Annotated in this window: 14 protein-coding genes; 6 read left to right on the plus strand and 8 right to left on the minus strand. The window is 63.0% G+C overall.

The features are described 5' to 3' along the window. Positions 1-90 precede the first annotated feature (90 nt). From ACNFCI_RS21615 to ACNFCI_RS21640, 6 genes are all read right to left on the minus strand, one after another. On the minus strand, positions 91-861 hold the full coding sequence (locus ACNFCI_RS21615; RefSeq protein ID WP_324816913.1) for an electron transfer flavoprotein subunit beta: 771 nt from the start codon (positions 859-861) through the stop codon (positions 91-93). Positions 862-871: 10 nt separating this feature from the next. After that, positions 872-2104: an electron transfer flavoprotein subunit alpha/FixB family protein gene (locus ACNFCI_RS21620; protein ID WP_084856358.1), complete on the minus strand. Its 1233-nt coding sequence runs from the start codon at positions 2102-2104 to the stop codon at positions 872-874. After that, a complete protein-coding gene (gene dgcB / locus ACNFCI_RS21625) occupies positions 2104-4056 on the minus strand; it encodes a dimethylglycine demethylation protein DgcB (protein WP_084856360.1) in 1953 nt (650 codons plus the stop codon). Before dgcB ends, ACNFCI_RS21620 begins: the two co-directional genes overlap by 1 nt. Positions 4057-4264: 208 nt before the next feature. Next, entirely contained in the window at positions 4265-6325 is a 2061-nt protein-coding gene (dgcA, locus tag ACNFCI_RS21630; protein ID WP_224457653.1) for a dimethylglycine demethylation protein DgcA, read from the minus strand. Between the two features lie 15 nt (positions 6326-6340). After that, positions 6341-6871: a DUF5943 domain-containing protein gene (locus ACNFCI_RS21635; RefSeq protein ID WP_043211077.1), complete on the minus strand. Its 531-nt coding sequence runs from the start codon at positions 6869-6871 to the stop codon at positions 6341-6343. 76 nt (positions 6872-6947) lie between these two features. Then, entirely contained in the window at positions 6948-7925 is a 978-nt protein-coding gene (locus tag ACNFCI_RS21640; RefSeq protein ID WP_084856366.1) for a dipeptidase, read from the minus strand. A 283-nt stretch (positions 7926-8208) separates the two neighbouring features. Between ACNFCI_RS21640 and ACNFCI_RS21645 the strand changes: the two genes are divergently transcribed. Next, positions 8209-8610, plus strand: coding sequence for a lysozyme inhibitor LprI family protein (locus ACNFCI_RS21645; RefSeq protein ID WP_084856368.1), 402 nt, complete (start codon positions 8209-8211; stop codon positions 8608-8610). Positions 8611-8730: 120 nt separating this feature from the next. Here ACNFCI_RS21645 and ACNFCI_RS21650 read toward each other — a convergent pair whose 3' ends face one another. Beyond that, positions 8731-9678: a GlxA family transcriptional regulator gene (locus tag ACNFCI_RS21650; protein WP_084856614.1), complete on the minus strand. Its 948-nt coding sequence runs from the start codon at positions 9676-9678 to the stop codon at positions 8731-8733. 146 nt (positions 9679-9824) lie between these two features. On the opposite strand from ACNFCI_RS21650, the gene choX reads away from it, so the two are divergent. The 4 genes from choX to ACNFCI_RS21670 all read left to right on the plus strand — a co-directional run bounded on the left by choX (position 9825) and on the right by ACNFCI_RS21670 (position 13297). Then, the gene (gene choX, locus ACNFCI_RS21655; protein ID WP_084856371.1) at positions 9825-10769 is read left to right on the plus strand and encodes a choline ABC transporter substrate-binding protein; all 945 of its coding nucleotides are present in this window, start codon (positions 9825-9827) and stop codon (positions 10767-10769) included. 177 nt (positions 10770-10946) lie between these two features. Then, a complete protein-coding gene (locus ACNFCI_RS21660) occupies positions 10947-11831 on the plus strand; it encodes a 3-keto-5-aminohexanoate cleavage protein (protein WP_084856373.1) in 885 nt (294 codons plus the stop codon). A gap of 19 nt (positions 11832-11850) precedes the next feature. Next, positions 11851-12816 (plus strand): L-carnitine dehydrogenase, encoded by a 966-nt coding sequence (locus ACNFCI_RS21665; protein WP_084856375.1) that lies wholly within the window; start codon positions 11851-11853, stop codon positions 12814-12816. A 10-nt stretch (positions 12817-12826) separates the two neighbouring features. After that, positions 12827-13297 carry a thioesterase family protein gene (locus ACNFCI_RS21670; RefSeq protein ID WP_368829038.1) on the plus strand — a complete coding sequence of 157 codons (471 nt, stop codon included), beginning with the start codon at positions 12827-12829 and terminating at the stop codon, positions 13295-13297. Positions 13298-13355: 58 nt separating this feature from the next. Here the strand turns inward: ACNFCI_RS21670 and ACNFCI_RS21675 are convergent, their stop codons facing one another. After that, positions 13356-14921: a zinc-dependent metalloprotease family protein gene (locus ACNFCI_RS21675; RefSeq protein ID WP_416768209.1), complete on the minus strand. Its 1566-nt coding sequence runs from the start codon at positions 14919-14921 to the stop codon at positions 13356-13358. A gap of 333 nt (positions 14922-15254) precedes the next feature. Here ACNFCI_RS21675 and ACNFCI_RS21680 point away from each other — a divergent pair, with 333 nt between their 5' ends. Next, on the plus strand, positions 15255-15512 hold the full coding sequence (locus ACNFCI_RS21680; protein WP_084856381.1) for a hypothetical protein: 258 nt from the start codon (positions 15255-15257) through the stop codon (positions 15510-15512). The last annotated feature ends 27 nt before the right edge of the window (positions 15513-15539 follow it).

Here is a 15539-nt window from a genome sequence, read left to right on the forward strand (position 1 = left end):
CACAAGGCCGCTCCTACAGGGATCGCATAACCTCTGTAGGAGCGGCCTTGTGCCGCGAAGGGGCGCGCAGCGGCCCTGGCGTAGGAATGCCTAGCGCAGCACCCCTTCCTCCACCAACAGCTTGAGGATCGCCTCGGCGCCCTCTTGCGGCGAAACGTCCTTGAGCACCTTGCCGCCCCCGCCGCTGGCCTTGGCTGTGGCGGCTTTCATGCGGTCGGCACCGCTCTTGGCCTTGATCACCTTCAACCGCTTGGGCCGCGGGCGGGCCGGTTGCAGCTCGGACTCGGCCAGCAGTTCATCCTCGACGATCGCCACGTTGCGCGCCGCCAGCACACCCCGGCGCGCCGGGCCGAACGCACTCTGGCGCGGCTTGGGTGCAGCGTTATCCACAGTGGCCAGCAGTGGCAGGCGCACCTTCAACCGGCGACGCTGGCCCCGAGGCAATGCCTGCAGGACCTGCGCGGTGCCATTGTCGATGGACTCCACCTCCGCCAACCCGACCACCAGCGGCCAACCCAGGCGCTCGGCCAGCAGGAACGGCAGCATGCCCGAGCCTTCGCCGGTTTCCGCCTGGCTGCCGGTCAACACCAATTGTGCACCGGCATCGCGCAGGTAGTCGCCCAGCACGCCCAGGACATCGGCGCCGGCAGGCTGCTCCAGCACATCGAGATGGTCCAGCCCCATACCCAGGTAGGCACGCAGGGCCTCTTCACGCGGGTCGCCCGCATGCACGACCTGCAAGTTATCCCCAGCCAGCTGCAAACCCAGCTCCACGGCGCGGGCGTCCTGCTCGGCACGACGGGCGCGGCCAGAGCTTGGGTGGGCGCCGATGGAGACCAGGCTGATGACTTTCGTACTCATGCTCGTGCCCTTATGCCGCGTCGCGCTGACCGGCGCTGCGGTAGTTGTCCACAGCCTCGATCAACGCCTGGAGAATTGCCGAACTGTCGCCAATCACCGACAGGTCGGCCCGCTTGATCATGTCGCAGCCTGGGTCCATGTTCACCGCCACCACCTTGTCGCAGGCGCCGATGCCCTGCAGGTGCTGGATCGCTCCGGAGATGCCCACGGCCACGTAGACGCGTGCCGTGACCCAGGTACCAGTAGCACCGACCTGACGGTTACGCGGCATGAAGCCATCGTCCACTGCCACCCGCGAGGCGCCTTCGGTCGCACCGAGGGCGGCGGCCGCCTTGTGGAATAGGTCCCAGTCCTTGACGCCGTTGCCGCCGGAAACGATGAACTCCGACTCTGCCATGGCGATGGCGGCCGGGTCCACGGCCACCGAGCCAAGGTCTTCGATACGCGACAGGCTGCGTGCCACGCTTGTGGACAACTCCACCGGCAATGCTTCGTGACGGGTTTCGCTGACCGGGTCCGAGCACTCGGCCGCGGCCAGGATCAGGCGCGGCAGGGTACGCTGCAGGTCCTGTTGGCCGGCACCGGCACGACCGATGCACTGACCGTCCTTGACCTGCCAGACACGCGTCGCCGGGCGTTCGCCCAGTGCGGCGCCCAGGCGACGGCCCAGTTCGCCGCCACCGGTGCGGCTGTCGGGCAGCAGCCAATGGCGCGGTGCGAACTGGTTATCCACAGCACGCAGGCCCTGCACCAACTGCTCCGGTGCATAACCTTCGTATGCCTCGCCTTCGATCACCAACAGGCGGTCGACACCGGCGGTGGCGAAATTGCTTTCCTTGTGTTCGCCGAACACGATCGCCAATACAGCACCGTCCGTGCCGGCCAGGCTGTGGGCCAGGCCCAGCAGGTCGCGGTCGTGGCTGCCGAGGCGGCCACCGACCATGTCCGGGACCACGGCGATGTAGAACGCCGGGTCCGCGACCTGGTGCAGCGGCAACTGCACTTCGGCCGCAGCGGTGCGCCGTGCGCCACCTGTGGTGCCTTGCTGGGCACCACTGCGGTCGATGCGCTTGAGGCCATTGGGGCCAATGAAGCCCGCGGCGATCGCATGGGGGTTCTTGCGGATGATGCCGTTGGGGCCCATCCAGCTGGTCTGCTGCGTCTGCATCGCTGCGTGCAGCGGATGCAGACGGTTACGGGCGATCCACTCGGCGCGTGGGTCGCGGCGGATGATGTCGCTCATCAGTGCACCTCCGCAGTTTCACGTTTGGCCGCTTGCGACTTTCCCGCCGCAGGCGCTTCGTCTTCGATCAGCACGTCCGCCACGAGCTCGGCGATATCCTTGATCAGCGGACGTGGCTCGACCACACCTTCGAGCATCGCGGTGCACTGTGGGCAACCCACGGCCACCACCTCGGCTTCGGTCTGGCGGATATCGTCCATGCGCATGTCCGGAATACGCTGCTTGCCCGGGATATCGGTGATCGGCGCACCGCCTCCACCGCCGCAGCAGCGGGAACGGAAGCCCGAACGCTCCATCTCGCGCACTTCGATACCCAATGCCTTGAGCACGTCGCGCGGTGCTTCGTATTCGCCGTTGTAGCGGCCCAGGTAGCACGGGTCGTGGTAGGTGACGCTGCCACCTTTGTGCTGGCCCAGGTTGAGCTTGTTGGCCGCGATCAGTTCGGCGATGTAGGTGCTGTGGTGCTGCACCTGGTACTCGCCGCCCAGGGCGCCGTATTCGTTCTTCAGCACATGGAAGCTGTGCGGGTCGCAGGTAACGATGCGCTGGAAGCGGTACTTGTTCAGCGTCTGGATGTTGCGCTTGGCCAGCTGCTGGAAGGTCGCTTCGTCGCCCAGGCGGCGCGCCACGTCGCCGCTGTCGCGCTCTTCCAGGCCGAGCACGGCGAAGTCGACGCCCGAGGCCTTGAGCACTTTGACGAACGAACGCAGGGTACGCTGGTTGCGCATGTCGAAGGCGCCATCACCCACCCAGAACAGCACCTCGGTGCTCTTCACGTCGGACAACAGCTTGAGGTTGAGGTCGGCCGCCCAGTTCATCCGGCCACCGGGGTTGAAACCGCCGGGGTTGTCGGTGGCGATCAGGTTGTCCAGCACCTCGGCGCCCTTGTTCGGGGTCGCGCCCTTTTCCAAGGTGAGGTGGCGGCGCATGTCGACGATGGCGTCGACGTGCTCGATCATCATCGGGCACTCTTCCACGCACGCGCGGCAGGTGGTGCACGACCACAGGGTCTCGGCATCGACCAGGCCGTTGACGATCGGCTGGTGCGGGTGGCCGCCGTGTTCGCCGATCGGCTTGCCCGGGTAGGGGCTGCCGGCGAATTTGGCGTCGGTGCCGCCAGCCAGGCCAATGACCATGTCCTGGATGAGCTTCTTCGGGTTCAGCGGCTGGCCAGCGGCGAAGGCCGGGCACATGGCTTCGCACTTACCGCACTGTACGCAGGCATCGAAGCCCAGCAGCTGGTTCCAGGTGAAGTCCACCGGCTTTTCCACGCCCAGGGGCGCGTTCGGGTCTTCCAGGTCCAGCGGCTTGAGGCCAGTGGAGCGGCCACCACCGAAACGTTCGGCACGGCGGTGCCAAGCCAGGTGCAGGGCACCGGCGAAGGCGTGCTTCATCGGACCGCCCCAGGTCATGCCGAAGAACAGCTCCGACACGCCCCACAGCACACCGACGCCCAGCACGGCCACCAGCAGCCAGCCACCGGTACCTTCAGGCAAGATGCCGGCGACCGGCAGGGTCGCGATGAAGAAGCTCGCGGCGAACACCAGCAAGCTCTTGGGCAGGCGCATCCACGGGCCCTTGGACAGGCGCGCGGGCGGGTTCAGGCGACGCTTGAAGACGAAGATGGCGCCACTGAACATGATCACCGTGGCGACCAGCAGGGCGTAGCCAAGGATCTTGCTCTGCAGGCCGAAGCCATGCACCAGGATCGCCAGGACGGCTGACAGTACGAAGCCACCGGCGGTAGCCACGTGGGTCTTGGACATGTACTTGTCGCGCTCGACCACATGGTGCAAGTCCACCAGGTAGCGACGCGGCATGGCCAGCAGGCCGCCGATCAGGTTGACCTTGGACGGTCGGCCGCGCCGCCACATGCGCACCCGGCGCAGGGCGCCGAGCACCGCCAGGCCAAGGGCAGCGAACAGCAGGATGGGTAGAAGGGTGTTCAACATGGGAGGCTCCCACAACAGCTAGATTCTTGCGCCGCCCTCGAGGGTGGCGCGGACCCCTGTAGGAGCGGCCTTGTGCCGCGAAAGGGTCGCGGAGCGACCCCAGCATTCCAGCAGTGCTGCGAACTTGCTGGGGCTGCAGTGCAGCCCTTTCGCGGCACAAGGCCGCTCCTACAGGGGAGCCAATCCCGCCTCTAGCGAGGCGGTGCGATCAGAAGTCCTTGCACAGGCGCAAGGCGTCATAGATCGCCGCGTGGACGTTGCGCTGGGCCACGCAGTCGCCGATGCGATACAGCAGGTAGCCTTCGCCCGGCTGGCTGAGGATCGGTTGCGGCTTGATGGCGAACAGCGCCTCGACGTCTATCTGGCCCTTGTTGCGCGAACCATCCTTCAGTGCGTAGTACAGCGCTTCGTCAGGACGCACGCCGTTCTCGATCACGACCTGGTCGACCACGCGCTCTTCCTTGCCGCCGGTGTACTCGTTCTCGAGCACTGCCACCAGCTTGTCGCCCTCGCGGTAGACCTTTTCCAGCATCATGTCGCCGGTCATGATCACTTCCTTGGGGTACAGGCTGCGGTAGTAGGTCGGGAAGGTGGTACCGCCCATCGCTACGCCCGGCTTGATGTCATCGGTGACGATCTCTACCTGGGCGCCCTTGTCGGCCAGGAAGTCCGCGGTCGACATGCCGGTGAATTCGCAGATGGTGTCGTATACCAGCACGTTCTTGCCCGGTGCGACCTTGCCGTCCAGCACGTCCCAGCTGCTGACCACCAGGCCTTCGGCAGCGCCCCAGTGCTCGTTCTGCTCGACGAACGGATGGCCGCCCACTGCCAGCACCACGACATCCGGACGCAGGTCCATGATGGTCTCGGCGTCGGCCGCTGTACCCAGGCGCAGGTCCACCTTCAGACGGGCCAGCTCCAGCTGGTACCACCGGGTGATACCGGCGATCTGGTCACGCTGCGGTGCCTTGGACGCGATGGTGATCTGGCCACCGATCTGGTCCTTCTTCTCGAACAGGGTCACGTCGTGGCCACGCTCGGCGGCGACGCGGGCAGCTTCCATACCGGCAGGGCCGGCACCGACCACCACCACCTTGCGCTTGGGCCCGGTGGTCTTCTCGATGATGTGCGGCACGCCCATGTATTCACGGGAGGTCGCGGCGTTCTGGATGCACAGTACATCCAGGCCCTGATACTGGCGGTCGATGCAGTAGTTGGCGCCGACGCACTGCTTGATCTGGTCGACCTGGCCCATCTTGATCTTGGCGATCAGGTGCGGGTCGGCCATGTGTGCACGGGTCATGCCGACCATGTCGACGTAACCGCCCTCCAGGATACGGGTAGCCTGGTTCGGGTCCTTGATGTTCTGCGCGTGCAGCACCGGGACCTTGACCACTTCCTTGATGCCGGCCGCCAGGTGCAGGAACGGCTCCGGCGGATAGCTCATGTTCGGGATGACGTTGGCCAGGGTGTTGTGGGTGTCGCAACCCGAACCGACCACACCGATGAAGTCGAGCATGCCGGTGGCATCGTAGTATGCGGCGATCTGTTTCATGTCCTCGTGGCTCAGGCCATCGGGGTGGAATTCGTCGCCACAGATACGCATGCCTACGCAGAAGTCGTCACCGACCTCGGCGCGCACGGCCTTGAGCACTTCAAGGCCGAACTTCATACGGCCTTCGAAGGTACCGCCCCATTCGTCGGTACGCTTGTTGACGCGCGGGCTCCAGAACTGGTCGATCATGTGCTGGTGCACGGCCGACAGCTCGACGCCGTCCAGGCCGCCTTCCTTCGCCCGGCGTGCGGCCTGGGCGTAGTTGCCGATCACACGCCAGATCTCTTCGACCTCGATGGTCTTGCAGGTAGCGCGGTGAACGGGTTCACGGATACCGGACGGCGACATCAGGGTCGGCCAGTTGAAACCGTCCCAACGCGAGCGACGGCCCATGTGGGTAATCTGGATCATGATCTTGGCGCCATGCTTGTGCATGGCGTCGGCGAGGTTCTGGAAGTGCGGGATGATCCGGTCGGTCGACAGGTTCACCGACGACCACCACTCCTGCGGGCTGTCGATGGCGACCACGGACGAACCACCGCAGATGGCCAGGCCGATGCCGCCCTTGGCCTTCTCCTCGTAGTACTTGACGTAACGCTCGGTGGTCATGCCGCCGTCGGTGGCGTAGACCTCGGCGTGCGCGGTGCTGAGCACGCGGTTGCGGATGGTCAGTTTGCCGATCTGGATCGGCTGGAACATTGCTTCGAATGCCATGTCGCTTACTCCGACTTACAACGGCTTGACGATGAACAGGCCGTCGTCGTGGCCTTCTTCCGAACCACCGTAGACCTGCTCGGCCACGGTACGGATGGAGCTGCCACGGGCGGCGAGGATCTGGTCCATGGCGCCGGCGAACCAGCCGGTGAACATGTAGTCGACCTTGCGGCCGCACTTGCCATAGACGTAGACGAATGCAGAGTGCTTGAGCTTGACGCTGCAGGTGCCCTTGTCCAGGTCGATGTCCTGGATCTCGAACAGGCCCCAGCCGCGCTGCGACAGGCGCTTCATGTAGTGCTCGAACACCGCGACGCCTTCCAGGCCATGGCATTCGGCTTCTTTCTCGCACCAGTGCCAGGCGGACTTGTAGCCGGCCTTGTAGAGGATCTCGGCGTAGGCGTCAGCGCCCAGTACTTCTTCGATACCGATGTGGTTGTTGACGAAGAAGTGACGCGGCACATACAGCATCGGCAGGGCGTCTGTGGTCCATACACCGGTCTCGGTATCGACTTCGATTGGCAATTGCGGGGCGATCTTGGCCATGGAAACTCAACTCCAGAAAAATTTTTATTGGTTGCCCCGACGGTGCTGGCCGGGGCCTTCAGGCTCGGAGTGCGGCTTATTCGCCCCACACATCCTTGAGGACGTTTACCCAGTTCTCGCCCATGATCTTGCGCACCACACGCTCGGAGTGGCCGCGCTTGAGCAAGGTCTCGGTGAGGTTCGGGAATTCGCCGACAGTGCGGATCCCCAGCGGGTTGATGATCTTGCCGAAATTGGTCAGGCGACGGGCGTAGCCCTTGTCGTGGGTCAGGTACTCGAAGAAGTCCTGGCCGTGGCCCTGGGTGAAGTCGGTACCGATACCGATCGCGTCTTCACCGACGATGTTCATGGTGTACTCGATAGCCTCGGCGTAGTCGTCGATGGTCGAGTCGATGCCCTTGGCCAGGAACGGTGCGAACATGGTCACGCCGACGAAGCCGCCGTGGTCGGCGATGAACTTCAGCTCTTCGTCCGACTTGTTGCGTGGGTGTTCCTTCAGGCCCGAAGGCAGGCAGTGGGAGTAGCAGACCGGCTTCTTCGACTCGAGGATGACTTCCTCGCTGGTCTTGGAGCCGACGTGGGACAGGTCGCACATGATACCGACGCGGTTCATCTCGGCGACGATCTCGCGACCGAAGCCCGACAAGCCGCCATCGCGCTCGTAGCAGCCGGTGCCCACCAGGTTCTGGGTGTTGTAGCACATCTGCACGATGCCCACGCCCAGTTGCTTGAACACTTCGACGTAGCCGATCTGGTCCTCGAAGGCATGGGCGTTCTGGAAGCCGAAGAGGATGCCGGTCTTGCCCAGCTCCTTGGCCTTGCGGATGTCGGCGGTGGTACGCACCGGCATGACCAGGTCGCTGTTCTCGCGGATCAGTTTCTGGCTGGAAGCGATGTTGTCGACGGTCGCCTTGAAGCCTTCCCAGACCGACACCGTGCAGTTGGCCGCAGTGAGGCCACCTTTGCGCATGTCCTCGAACAGTTCGCGGTTCCACTTGGCGATGATCAGACCGTCGATGACGATGCTGTCGGCGTGCAATTCGGCTGGGCTCATCAGGCTGTCCCCTTTTATTGAGTTTGCTCGCGCCAAACCTTGTGCCGGCGCTTTGGGGCCAGCATATGCCTGCGGCCCGAGGCGCCCCGGTGCAAAAACGACAGGGGGTTTGCCGAAAGCGTCAAAGGCCGACAAGGCGCCCTCTGGTGCGCCATACGGCGATGAGAGGCGGTCTCGACAACGGCATTTTCAGGCTTTATGAACTTTTCTTCAGGGAGCTACCAAGCGCCCCCGGAGTGAGCGAGAATCCCGGCGATTCGTCAGCCTGTTGAGGAGAAAACGGATGAAATCAATGGCATGGCTGGCCCTGGTGGCCGTGGCCCTGGGCGCCCAGGCCAACGAGGACGAAAGCACGCCTTGCGACACTGTCGAAAACGACACGCAAAGCTATGCCTGTGCGGCCTACAACAAGCAGACCGCCGAACGGGAGCTCGCGGCGGCGTTCGACGATCTCATCCAGCGCATTACCGACCAGTACCCGGACGAAAACGACAAGGTGCAGCAACTGACCAGCCGCCTGCAGGCTGCCCAGGCCCTGTGGACACAATTGCGCGACGCCGACTGCAAGGTCGAGACCTTTGCCGAGAAACCGGGCGGCAAGGCGTTCGAAGCGGCATGGAACACCTGCCTGGCGCAGCGTAGCGATGAACGGTCGGAGTATTTGCAGTCCATTGGCCAACAATAACCAGCCACGCCCCCCTTGTAGGAGCGGCCTTGTGCCGCGAAAGGGCCGCAAAGCGGCCCTGGTATATTGGATCTGGGGCCGCATTGCGGCCCTTTCGCGGCACAAGGCCGCTCCTACAGTTCAGTGCACCACCGCCGTGCGTCGATCCTCCCGCGGGCACCGCTCGAACCGCGCCCGATAGCAACGGGTGAAATACGACGCCGACTCGAAGCCACAGGCGATGCTCACCTCCAGCACGCTCATGTCGGTCTGGCGTAACAGTTGCCGCGCCTTGTCCAGGCGCAGTCGCAGATAGAAACCACTGGGCGTGTCGTCCAGGTGCAGGCGGAACAACCGCTCCAACTGGCGCCGGGTGATCTGCACACCGTCGGCCAGCACCTCGGTGTTGAGCGGCTGCTCGGTGTTGCGCTCCATCTCGCCGATCACCCGCACCAGCTTCTTATTGCGAAGACCATAGCGGTTGGCAATCTCCATACGCTGGTGGTCTTGTCGCGGACGGATACGTCCAAGCACGAACTGCTCCGACACCTGCACCGCCAGCTCGCTGCCATGGCCCTGGCCAATGAGGTCGAGCATCAGGTCGATGGACGCGGTCCCGCCGGCACAGGTGATGCGCCGGCGATCGATCTCGAACAGCTCCTGGGTCGCCTGCAGTCTTGGGTAGCGCTCCTTGAACGCCTCCAGGGCCTCCCAATGCACGGTCGCCCGATGGCCGTCGAGCAGCCCGGCCTCGGCCAACACCATCGCACCGGTGTCGATGCCGCCCAGCAACACACCTTCATGGTCCAGACGCCGCAGCGCCTGATGCAACGCCGCGCCATAACAGGCCAAGGGGTCGAAGCCTGCAACGATCAACAGCATGCGCGCAGATTCCCCCTCCCCCAGCACCCCATCGGCGTTCACCGACATGCCATTGCTGGCCTCCACCGCGCCGCCGTCCAGGCTCAGCACACGCCAGCGGTACAGCGGCCCGCGGAACCGGTTGGCCACGCGCAGGGGCTCCAGGGCGCTGATGAAGCCCATGGCCGAGAAGCCCGGCAACAGGAGGAAATGAATGGTTTCCGGCATCGCATGCTCCACGGCAAAAGTGGTCGCCTCCGTGCAATTGTTGGTCGCCAGGGTGCGAATTTCCACCCCGCCACCAGCGTAGCGTGTTCTCACGGCCCGTAGAGGCCGGCCCCAATAACAATATGCACTGCCGTTGGAGAGCCACCATGCACAGCTTCATCCGCCGCAGCCTGTTTTCCGTTGTCCTGAGCACCACCCTCGCAACGCCTCTCCTTGCCGCCGAACCCGCCGTGTGCAAAGACGTGCGCCTGGGCGTGGTCAACTGGACCGACGTCATCGCCACCAGCGCCATGGCCCAGGTGCTGCTCGACGGGCTGGGCTACCAGACCAAGCAGACCAGCGCCTCGCAGCAGATCATCTTTGCCGGTATCCGCGACAAGCGCCTGGACATGTTCCTGGGCTACTGGAACCCGATCATGACCCAGACCATCACGCCGTTCGTCCAGGCGGGGCAGGTCAAGGTCCTGGACAAACCCAGCCTGGAAGACGCTCGGGCCACCCTGGCGGTGCCGAAATACCTGGCTGACAAGGGCCTGAAGAATTTCGCCGACATCCACAAGTTCGAGAAGGAGCTGGGCGGCAAGATCTACGGCATCGAGCCAGGCTCCGGCGCCAACACTCAGATCAAGGCGATGATCGCCAAGAACCAGTTCGGCCTGGGCAAGTTCCAGCTGGTCGAGTCCAGCGAGGCGGGCATGCTCGCCGCTGTCGACCGCGCCGTGCGGCGCAAGCAGGCCGTGGTGTTCTTCGGCTGGGCGCCGCACCCGATGAACGTCAACCTCGACATGGTCTACCTGGGCGACAGCCAGGATGCCCTGGGGCCTGACGAAGGCCGCGCCACGGTATGGACCGTCACCGCGCCGGACTACGCCGAGCGCTGCCCCAACGCCCACCGGCTGCTGGCCAACCTGACCTTCAGCGCCGAGGACGAGAGCCGCATGATGCAGCCGCTGCTCGATCACAAGGACCCGCTGGATTCCGCCCGCCAGTGGCTCAAGGACCACCCCGAGGACAAGGCCCGCTGGCTCGAAGGGGTGACCACCTTCGACGGAAAACCCGCCGCCGAGAACCTCAAGCTCACCGCCAACTGACACCAATTTTCACGGCCACATCGTCTGTAGGAGCGGCCTTGTGCCGCGAAAGGGCTGCGAAGCAGCCCCAGGGATGCGTGCACCCCACGGAAAACAGGGGGCCGCTTCGCAGCTCTTTCGCGGCACAAGGCCGCTCCTACGGCGCTCAGGCCGCTGCCAACATCACGAGGAACCATCATGAACCATGACGTCATCATCACCTGCGCCCTGACCGGGGCCGGCGACACCGTTGCCAAGAGCCACCTGGTCCCGGTCACCCCCAAGCAGATCGCCGAGTCCGCCATCGAAGCCGCCAAGGCCGGCGCCACCGTGGTCCACTGCCATGTTCGCGACCCACAGACCGGCCGTTTCAGTCGTGACGTAGCGCTGTACCGCGAAGTCATGGAGCGCATCCGCGAGGCCGATGTGGACGTGATCGTCAACCTTACCGCCGGCATGGGCGGCGACCTCGAGATCGGCCCTGGCGAAACGCCCATGGAGTTCGGCCCAGGCACCGACCTGATCGGCCCGCTGGAGCGTCTGGCCCACGTCGAGGCGCTGCTGCCGGAAATCTGCACCCTGGACTGCGGCACGCTCAATTTCGGCGACGGCAATGCCATCTACGTCTCCACCCCCAGCCAACTGCGCGCCGGCGCCAAGCGCATCACTGAGCTGGGCGTGAAGGCCGAGCTCGAAATCTTCGACACCGGCCACCTGTGGTTCGCCAAGCAGATGATGAAAGAAGGCCTGCTGGACGATCCGCTGTTCCAGCTGTGCCTGGGCATCCCGTGGGGCGCGCCGGCCGACACCACCACCATGAAGGCGATGGTCGACAACCTGCCGGCCGGCGTCACCTGGGCCGGTTTCGGTATCGGTCGCATGCAGATGCCCATGGCGGCGCAAGCCGTGCTGCTGGGCGGCAACGTGCGCGTCGGCCTGGAAGACAACCTGTACCTGGACCGTGGCGTGCTGGCCAGCAACGGCCAACTGGTCGAGCGTGCGGTGGAAATCATCACCCGCCTTGGCGCTCGCGTACTGACCCCGGCCGAAGGCCGCGAAAAAATGAACCTCAAGCGCCGCTGAAGCCATTTGGAGAATCGCCATGTCTTTCATTACCGAGATCAAGACCTTCGCCGCCCTGGGCAGCGGCGTCATCGGCAGCGGCTGGGTCGCCCGCGCCCTGGCCCACGGCCTGGACGTGATCGCCTGGGACCCGGCTCCAGGCGCCGAACAGGCCTTGCGCAAACGTATCGCCAATGCCTGGCCAGCGTTGGAAAAACAAGGCCTGGCGCCAGGTGCCTCACAAGATCGCCTGCGGTTCGTGGCCACCATCGAGGAATGCGTACGTGACGCCGATTTCATCCAGGAAAGCGCCCCGGAGCGCCTGGACCTGAAGCTCGACCTGCACGCCAAGATCAGCGCCGCGGCCAAGCCGAACGCGATCATCGGCTCCAGCACCTCGGGCCTGCTGCCCAGCGAATTCTACGAGTCGGCCACCCACCCCGAGCGCTGCGTGGTGGGCCACCCGTTCAACCCAGTGTACCTGCTGCCACTGGTGGAGATCGTCGGCGGCCAGAACACCGCACCCGAGGCCATCGAAGCCGCCAAGACCATCTACACCGCCCTGGGCATGCGCCCGCTGCACGTGCGCAAGGAAGTCCCGGGCTTCATCGCCGATCGTCTGCTCGAAGCCCTGTGGCGCGAAGCCCTGCACCTGGTCAACGATGGCGTGGCCAGCACCGGGGAAATCGACGACGCGATCCGCTTCGGCGCCGGCCTGCGCTGGTCGTTCATGGGAACCTTCCTGACCTACACCCTGGCGGGTGGCGATGCTGGCATGCGCCACTTCATGGCCCAGTTCGGCCCGGCGCTGAAGCTGCCCTGGACCTACCTGCCGGCACCGGAGCTCACCGACAAGCTGATCGACGATGTGGTCGAGGGCACCGCCGAGCAACTGGGCGAGCGCAGCATCGCGGCCCTTGAGCGCTACCGCGACGACACCCTGCTGGCGGTGCTGGACGCCGTGAAGAACAGCAAGGCAAGCCACGGCATGGCCTTCGGCGACTGAGGAGACGGCCATGCCCGCACTGATCACCTATCGCACCCCAGTCCAGGAGGACTGGGTCGACTACAACGGGCACCTGCGCGATGCCTATTACCTGCTGATCTTCAGCTTCGCCACCGATGCGCTGATGGAGCGCATCGGCCTGGATGCCGACAGCCGTGGGCAGAGCGGCAATTCGCTGTTCACCCTGGAGGCGCACATCAACTACCTGCACGAAGTGAAGCTCGGCACCGAGGTGTGGGTGCAGACGCAGATCATCGGTTTCGACAAGAAGCGCCTGCACCTGTACCACAGCCTGCACCGGGCAGGCTTCGACGAGGCCCTGGCGGCCAGCGAACAGATGCTGCTGCATGTGGACCTGGCGGGGCCGAAGTCGGCACCGTTCAAAGAACTCAGCAAACAGCTTTTGCAAGAACTTCTGGAACAAGGCAGTGATATTGATCCATCAACATACGTAGGGCGCTCGATAAGTCTCTATCATTGAAAGGTGGTGCGCTTAATTGGCTGTTCGCAAATAGCCAATTAAGCACTGCCCGCCCACCCTACTGATAGGTGACTTTCGTTACATCGCCGTCTTTGGTCTTGGTAAAATTCAAACCATCAGGACGACCGGCACCAGTTTTTATATCAACAGAAAACTTGCCTTGATAACGCCCGGAATAACAGTAATTCACTCCACCTAACAAATTGGTGAAGCATAACTTCCGTGTGTCTCCTGGGAAATCTTCGACCGTAGCACGCGTTGGCCCATTGCATTTGTGCCACGACAGCTGGACATAACTATCTGGCTTCATCTCAAAGTAACAACCGGCACCGCTTTGTCCGCCCTCAAGCCATATGCGTATTGGGCGATGCACAGGGGGGTAAAAATTCTCGACAGTTCCCCTGTACTCATCAAACTGACGCGCCACATCATGATTTTGTACCGTCCCCATCGCAACGCCCTGATAATACAAACGCGGATTTGAAAAATAAGGAACGGCACCATGGGAGGTTACCTGAATGGTATGGAAATTGGGCGAGTAATGCCGGTAACCATGGTTATAACCCTTGGTGGGGTCGGTGCCTTCCAGCCCGTGCCCTCCACCGAGATTGTGTCCCAGTTCATGTGCGAGCGCGACGGTGCAACTGATAGTATTGAACCCTGTCTCCTTCTTCGACCAACCATAAGCATTTCCGCAGATAGAAGACTCAGTGTTATACAACGAAACCAAATCCGCACCTGCTCCTTCACGTCTAGCATGAACCTGGGAACCTAGCGCACTATTGGTGTTTGCCATTTCCTTAAGCATTGTCCACTGACTTTTTGCATCTTGGCTGTAGTCTGGATCGAAAAATAACGCCAACTCATATGTTATCGGCACGCGACTATTGATCAGATACTGGTTGGCATTCTGCAAGGCTTGGACCAGTTCTGCACGATATTGCGGTGAACGCGCCCGACGCTCATTGGTCGTCACAAACATCACCCTGATCGTGCTGTGAACGGACCGGGCAAACTTGTCACCCCCTGCAACCGGCTTTGGACCCGACGGTAAAATGGTATCGCCCGCGGGAGGCATTCTGGACTCATCGACCTTGATCAGTACATGCTGACCTGCGCCTATCGGCTCCAACCGAAAGAGCTGTCCTTTCACATGGATATCGCCTACTACCTGATCACCGTCACGAACCAGGGAAATCCAGTTGAAGGGATCGAAGTCCACTTCGTCAGGGGATGCATAGCGTTGCTTTCGGTCAGACGCCACATCCCCGACCCACCCGGACATTCCCGCTACGTCGCTTGACCGCCGGAGCTTGAATCGAACGACGCCTTCCTCTGGCAACCTCACCGCCAGTTCGGAATTATCAGCCTCGACAAGCGCTGGTTTGATACCTACCAACCAGGCATCTTGCGAAGAGGGTGCGGCCAACAGTGCCGACAGTGAAGGATAGGTCTCTGGCCGTGACGTCAGTTCTTGCAGGGTTTGGCGATCAGCCTCAAACCGTTCGAACAGTACCCCCGCATCAGCCGTCTCGACAGCGACATCATTACTCCCGGTGGAGCAAGCTGACAGCATTGCAAACATCTGGACCAGCAGCGCGAGCTTCCATTTTTCGTGCTTCATTTCACAGCCTCCAATGACAAAGACTGTAATTGGAGTCCTTTTGCGCGACGCCCGCCTACTATCAGAATTCCCAGGTGCCGCGAAAAAAATAACCCCGGAAAGCCGTGAGCATCCGGGGCCAAGAGCGAGCAAACATCCACTTTAACGAGTGAGGGTGACCAAGCCCTCCGTACCGTGAATGAGGCCAGTTTGCTGGCTTCCCCGACAGTGGATTTAGCCGGGAACGACCTGTTCTTAGCCAAAGCGGCCATTGCGATATTCTGCCCTTGCGGGTGTGTCGCCATGAACACAGAATCGGTCGTAAATCACAGCGGCAAACAAGGACAAGAAACCATGATGCATGCGGATTTGATTGACCAGGACGACCTGCTGGGCCACCTGCGCGCCCTGGGCTTCGAGATGCCGGCAGGCGCCACGGCCGAGCAGGCTTGCGAAGCGGTGGTACGCGGCTTGACCGAGCCCAACGCACGGGCCCTCAAAGGGATGGTCGAGCAGATGTACACCAGCAGCGCCACCATCCTGCCGGCGGTGCGCCAGGCCATCGAAAAGCAGTTGCTGCCGGCATTGGCCCAATTCAACAACCGCCCCTGATCCACCTTTTTCCAACGTACAAAAACC

It is taken from the genome of Pseudomonas sp. NY15356 (genome assembly GCF_048068175.1).
GTDB classification, from domain to species: Bacteria; Pseudomonadota; Gammaproteobacteria; order Pseudomonadales; family Pseudomonadaceae; genus Aquipseudomonas; species Aquipseudomonas putida_K.

Coding starts and splice junctions, on each gene's coding strand:
- ACNFCI_RS21615 (WP_324816913.1), bottom strand. CDS start 861: ATGAGTACGAAAGTCATCAGCCTGGTCTCCATCGGCGCCCACCCAAGC.
- ACNFCI_RS21620 (WP_084856358.1), bottom strand. CDS start 2,104: ATGAGCGACATCATCCGCCGCGACCCACGCGCCGAGTGGATCGCCCGT.
- dgcB (WP_084856360.1), bottom strand. CDS start 4,056: ATGTTGAACACCCTTCTACCCATCCTGCTGTTCGCTGCCCTTGGCCTG.
- dgcA (WP_224457653.1), bottom strand. CDS start 6,325: ATGGCATTCGAAGCAATGTTCCAGCCGATCCAGATCGGCAAACTGACC.
- ACNFCI_RS21635 (WP_043211077.1), bottom strand. CDS start 6,871: ATGGCCAAGATCGCCCCGCAATTGCCAATCGAAGTCGATACCGAGACC.
- ACNFCI_RS21640 (WP_084856366.1), bottom strand. CDS start 7,925: ATGAGCCCAGCCGAATTGCACGCCGACAGCATCGTCATCGACGGTCTG.
- ACNFCI_RS21645 (WP_084856368.1), top strand. CDS start 8,209: ATGAAATCAATGGCATGGCTGGCCCTGGTGGCCGTGGCCCTGGGCGCC.
- ACNFCI_RS21650 (WP_084856614.1), bottom strand. CDS start 9,678: ATGCCGGAAACCATTCATTTCCTCCTGTTGCCGGGCTTCTCGGCCATG.
- choX (WP_084856371.1), top strand. CDS start 9,825: ATGCACAGCTTCATCCGCCGCAGCCTGTTTTCCGTTGTCCTGAGCACC.
- ACNFCI_RS21660 (WP_084856373.1), top strand. CDS start 10,947: ATGAACCATGACGTCATCATCACCTGCGCCCTGACCGGGGCCGGCGAC.
- ACNFCI_RS21665 (WP_084856375.1), top strand. CDS start 11,851: ATGTCTTTCATTACCGAGATCAAGACCTTCGCCGCCCTGGGCAGCGGC.
- ACNFCI_RS21670 (WP_368829038.1), top strand. CDS start 12,827: ATGCCCGCACTGATCACCTATCGCACCCCAGTCCAGGAGGACTGGGTC.
- ACNFCI_RS21675 (WP_416768209.1), bottom strand. CDS start 14,921: ATGAAGCACGAAAAATGGAAGCTCGCGCTGCTGGTCCAGATGTTTGCA.
- ACNFCI_RS21680 (WP_084856381.1), top strand. CDS start 15,255: ATGATGCATGCGGATTTGATTGACCAGGACGACCTGCTGGGCCACCTG.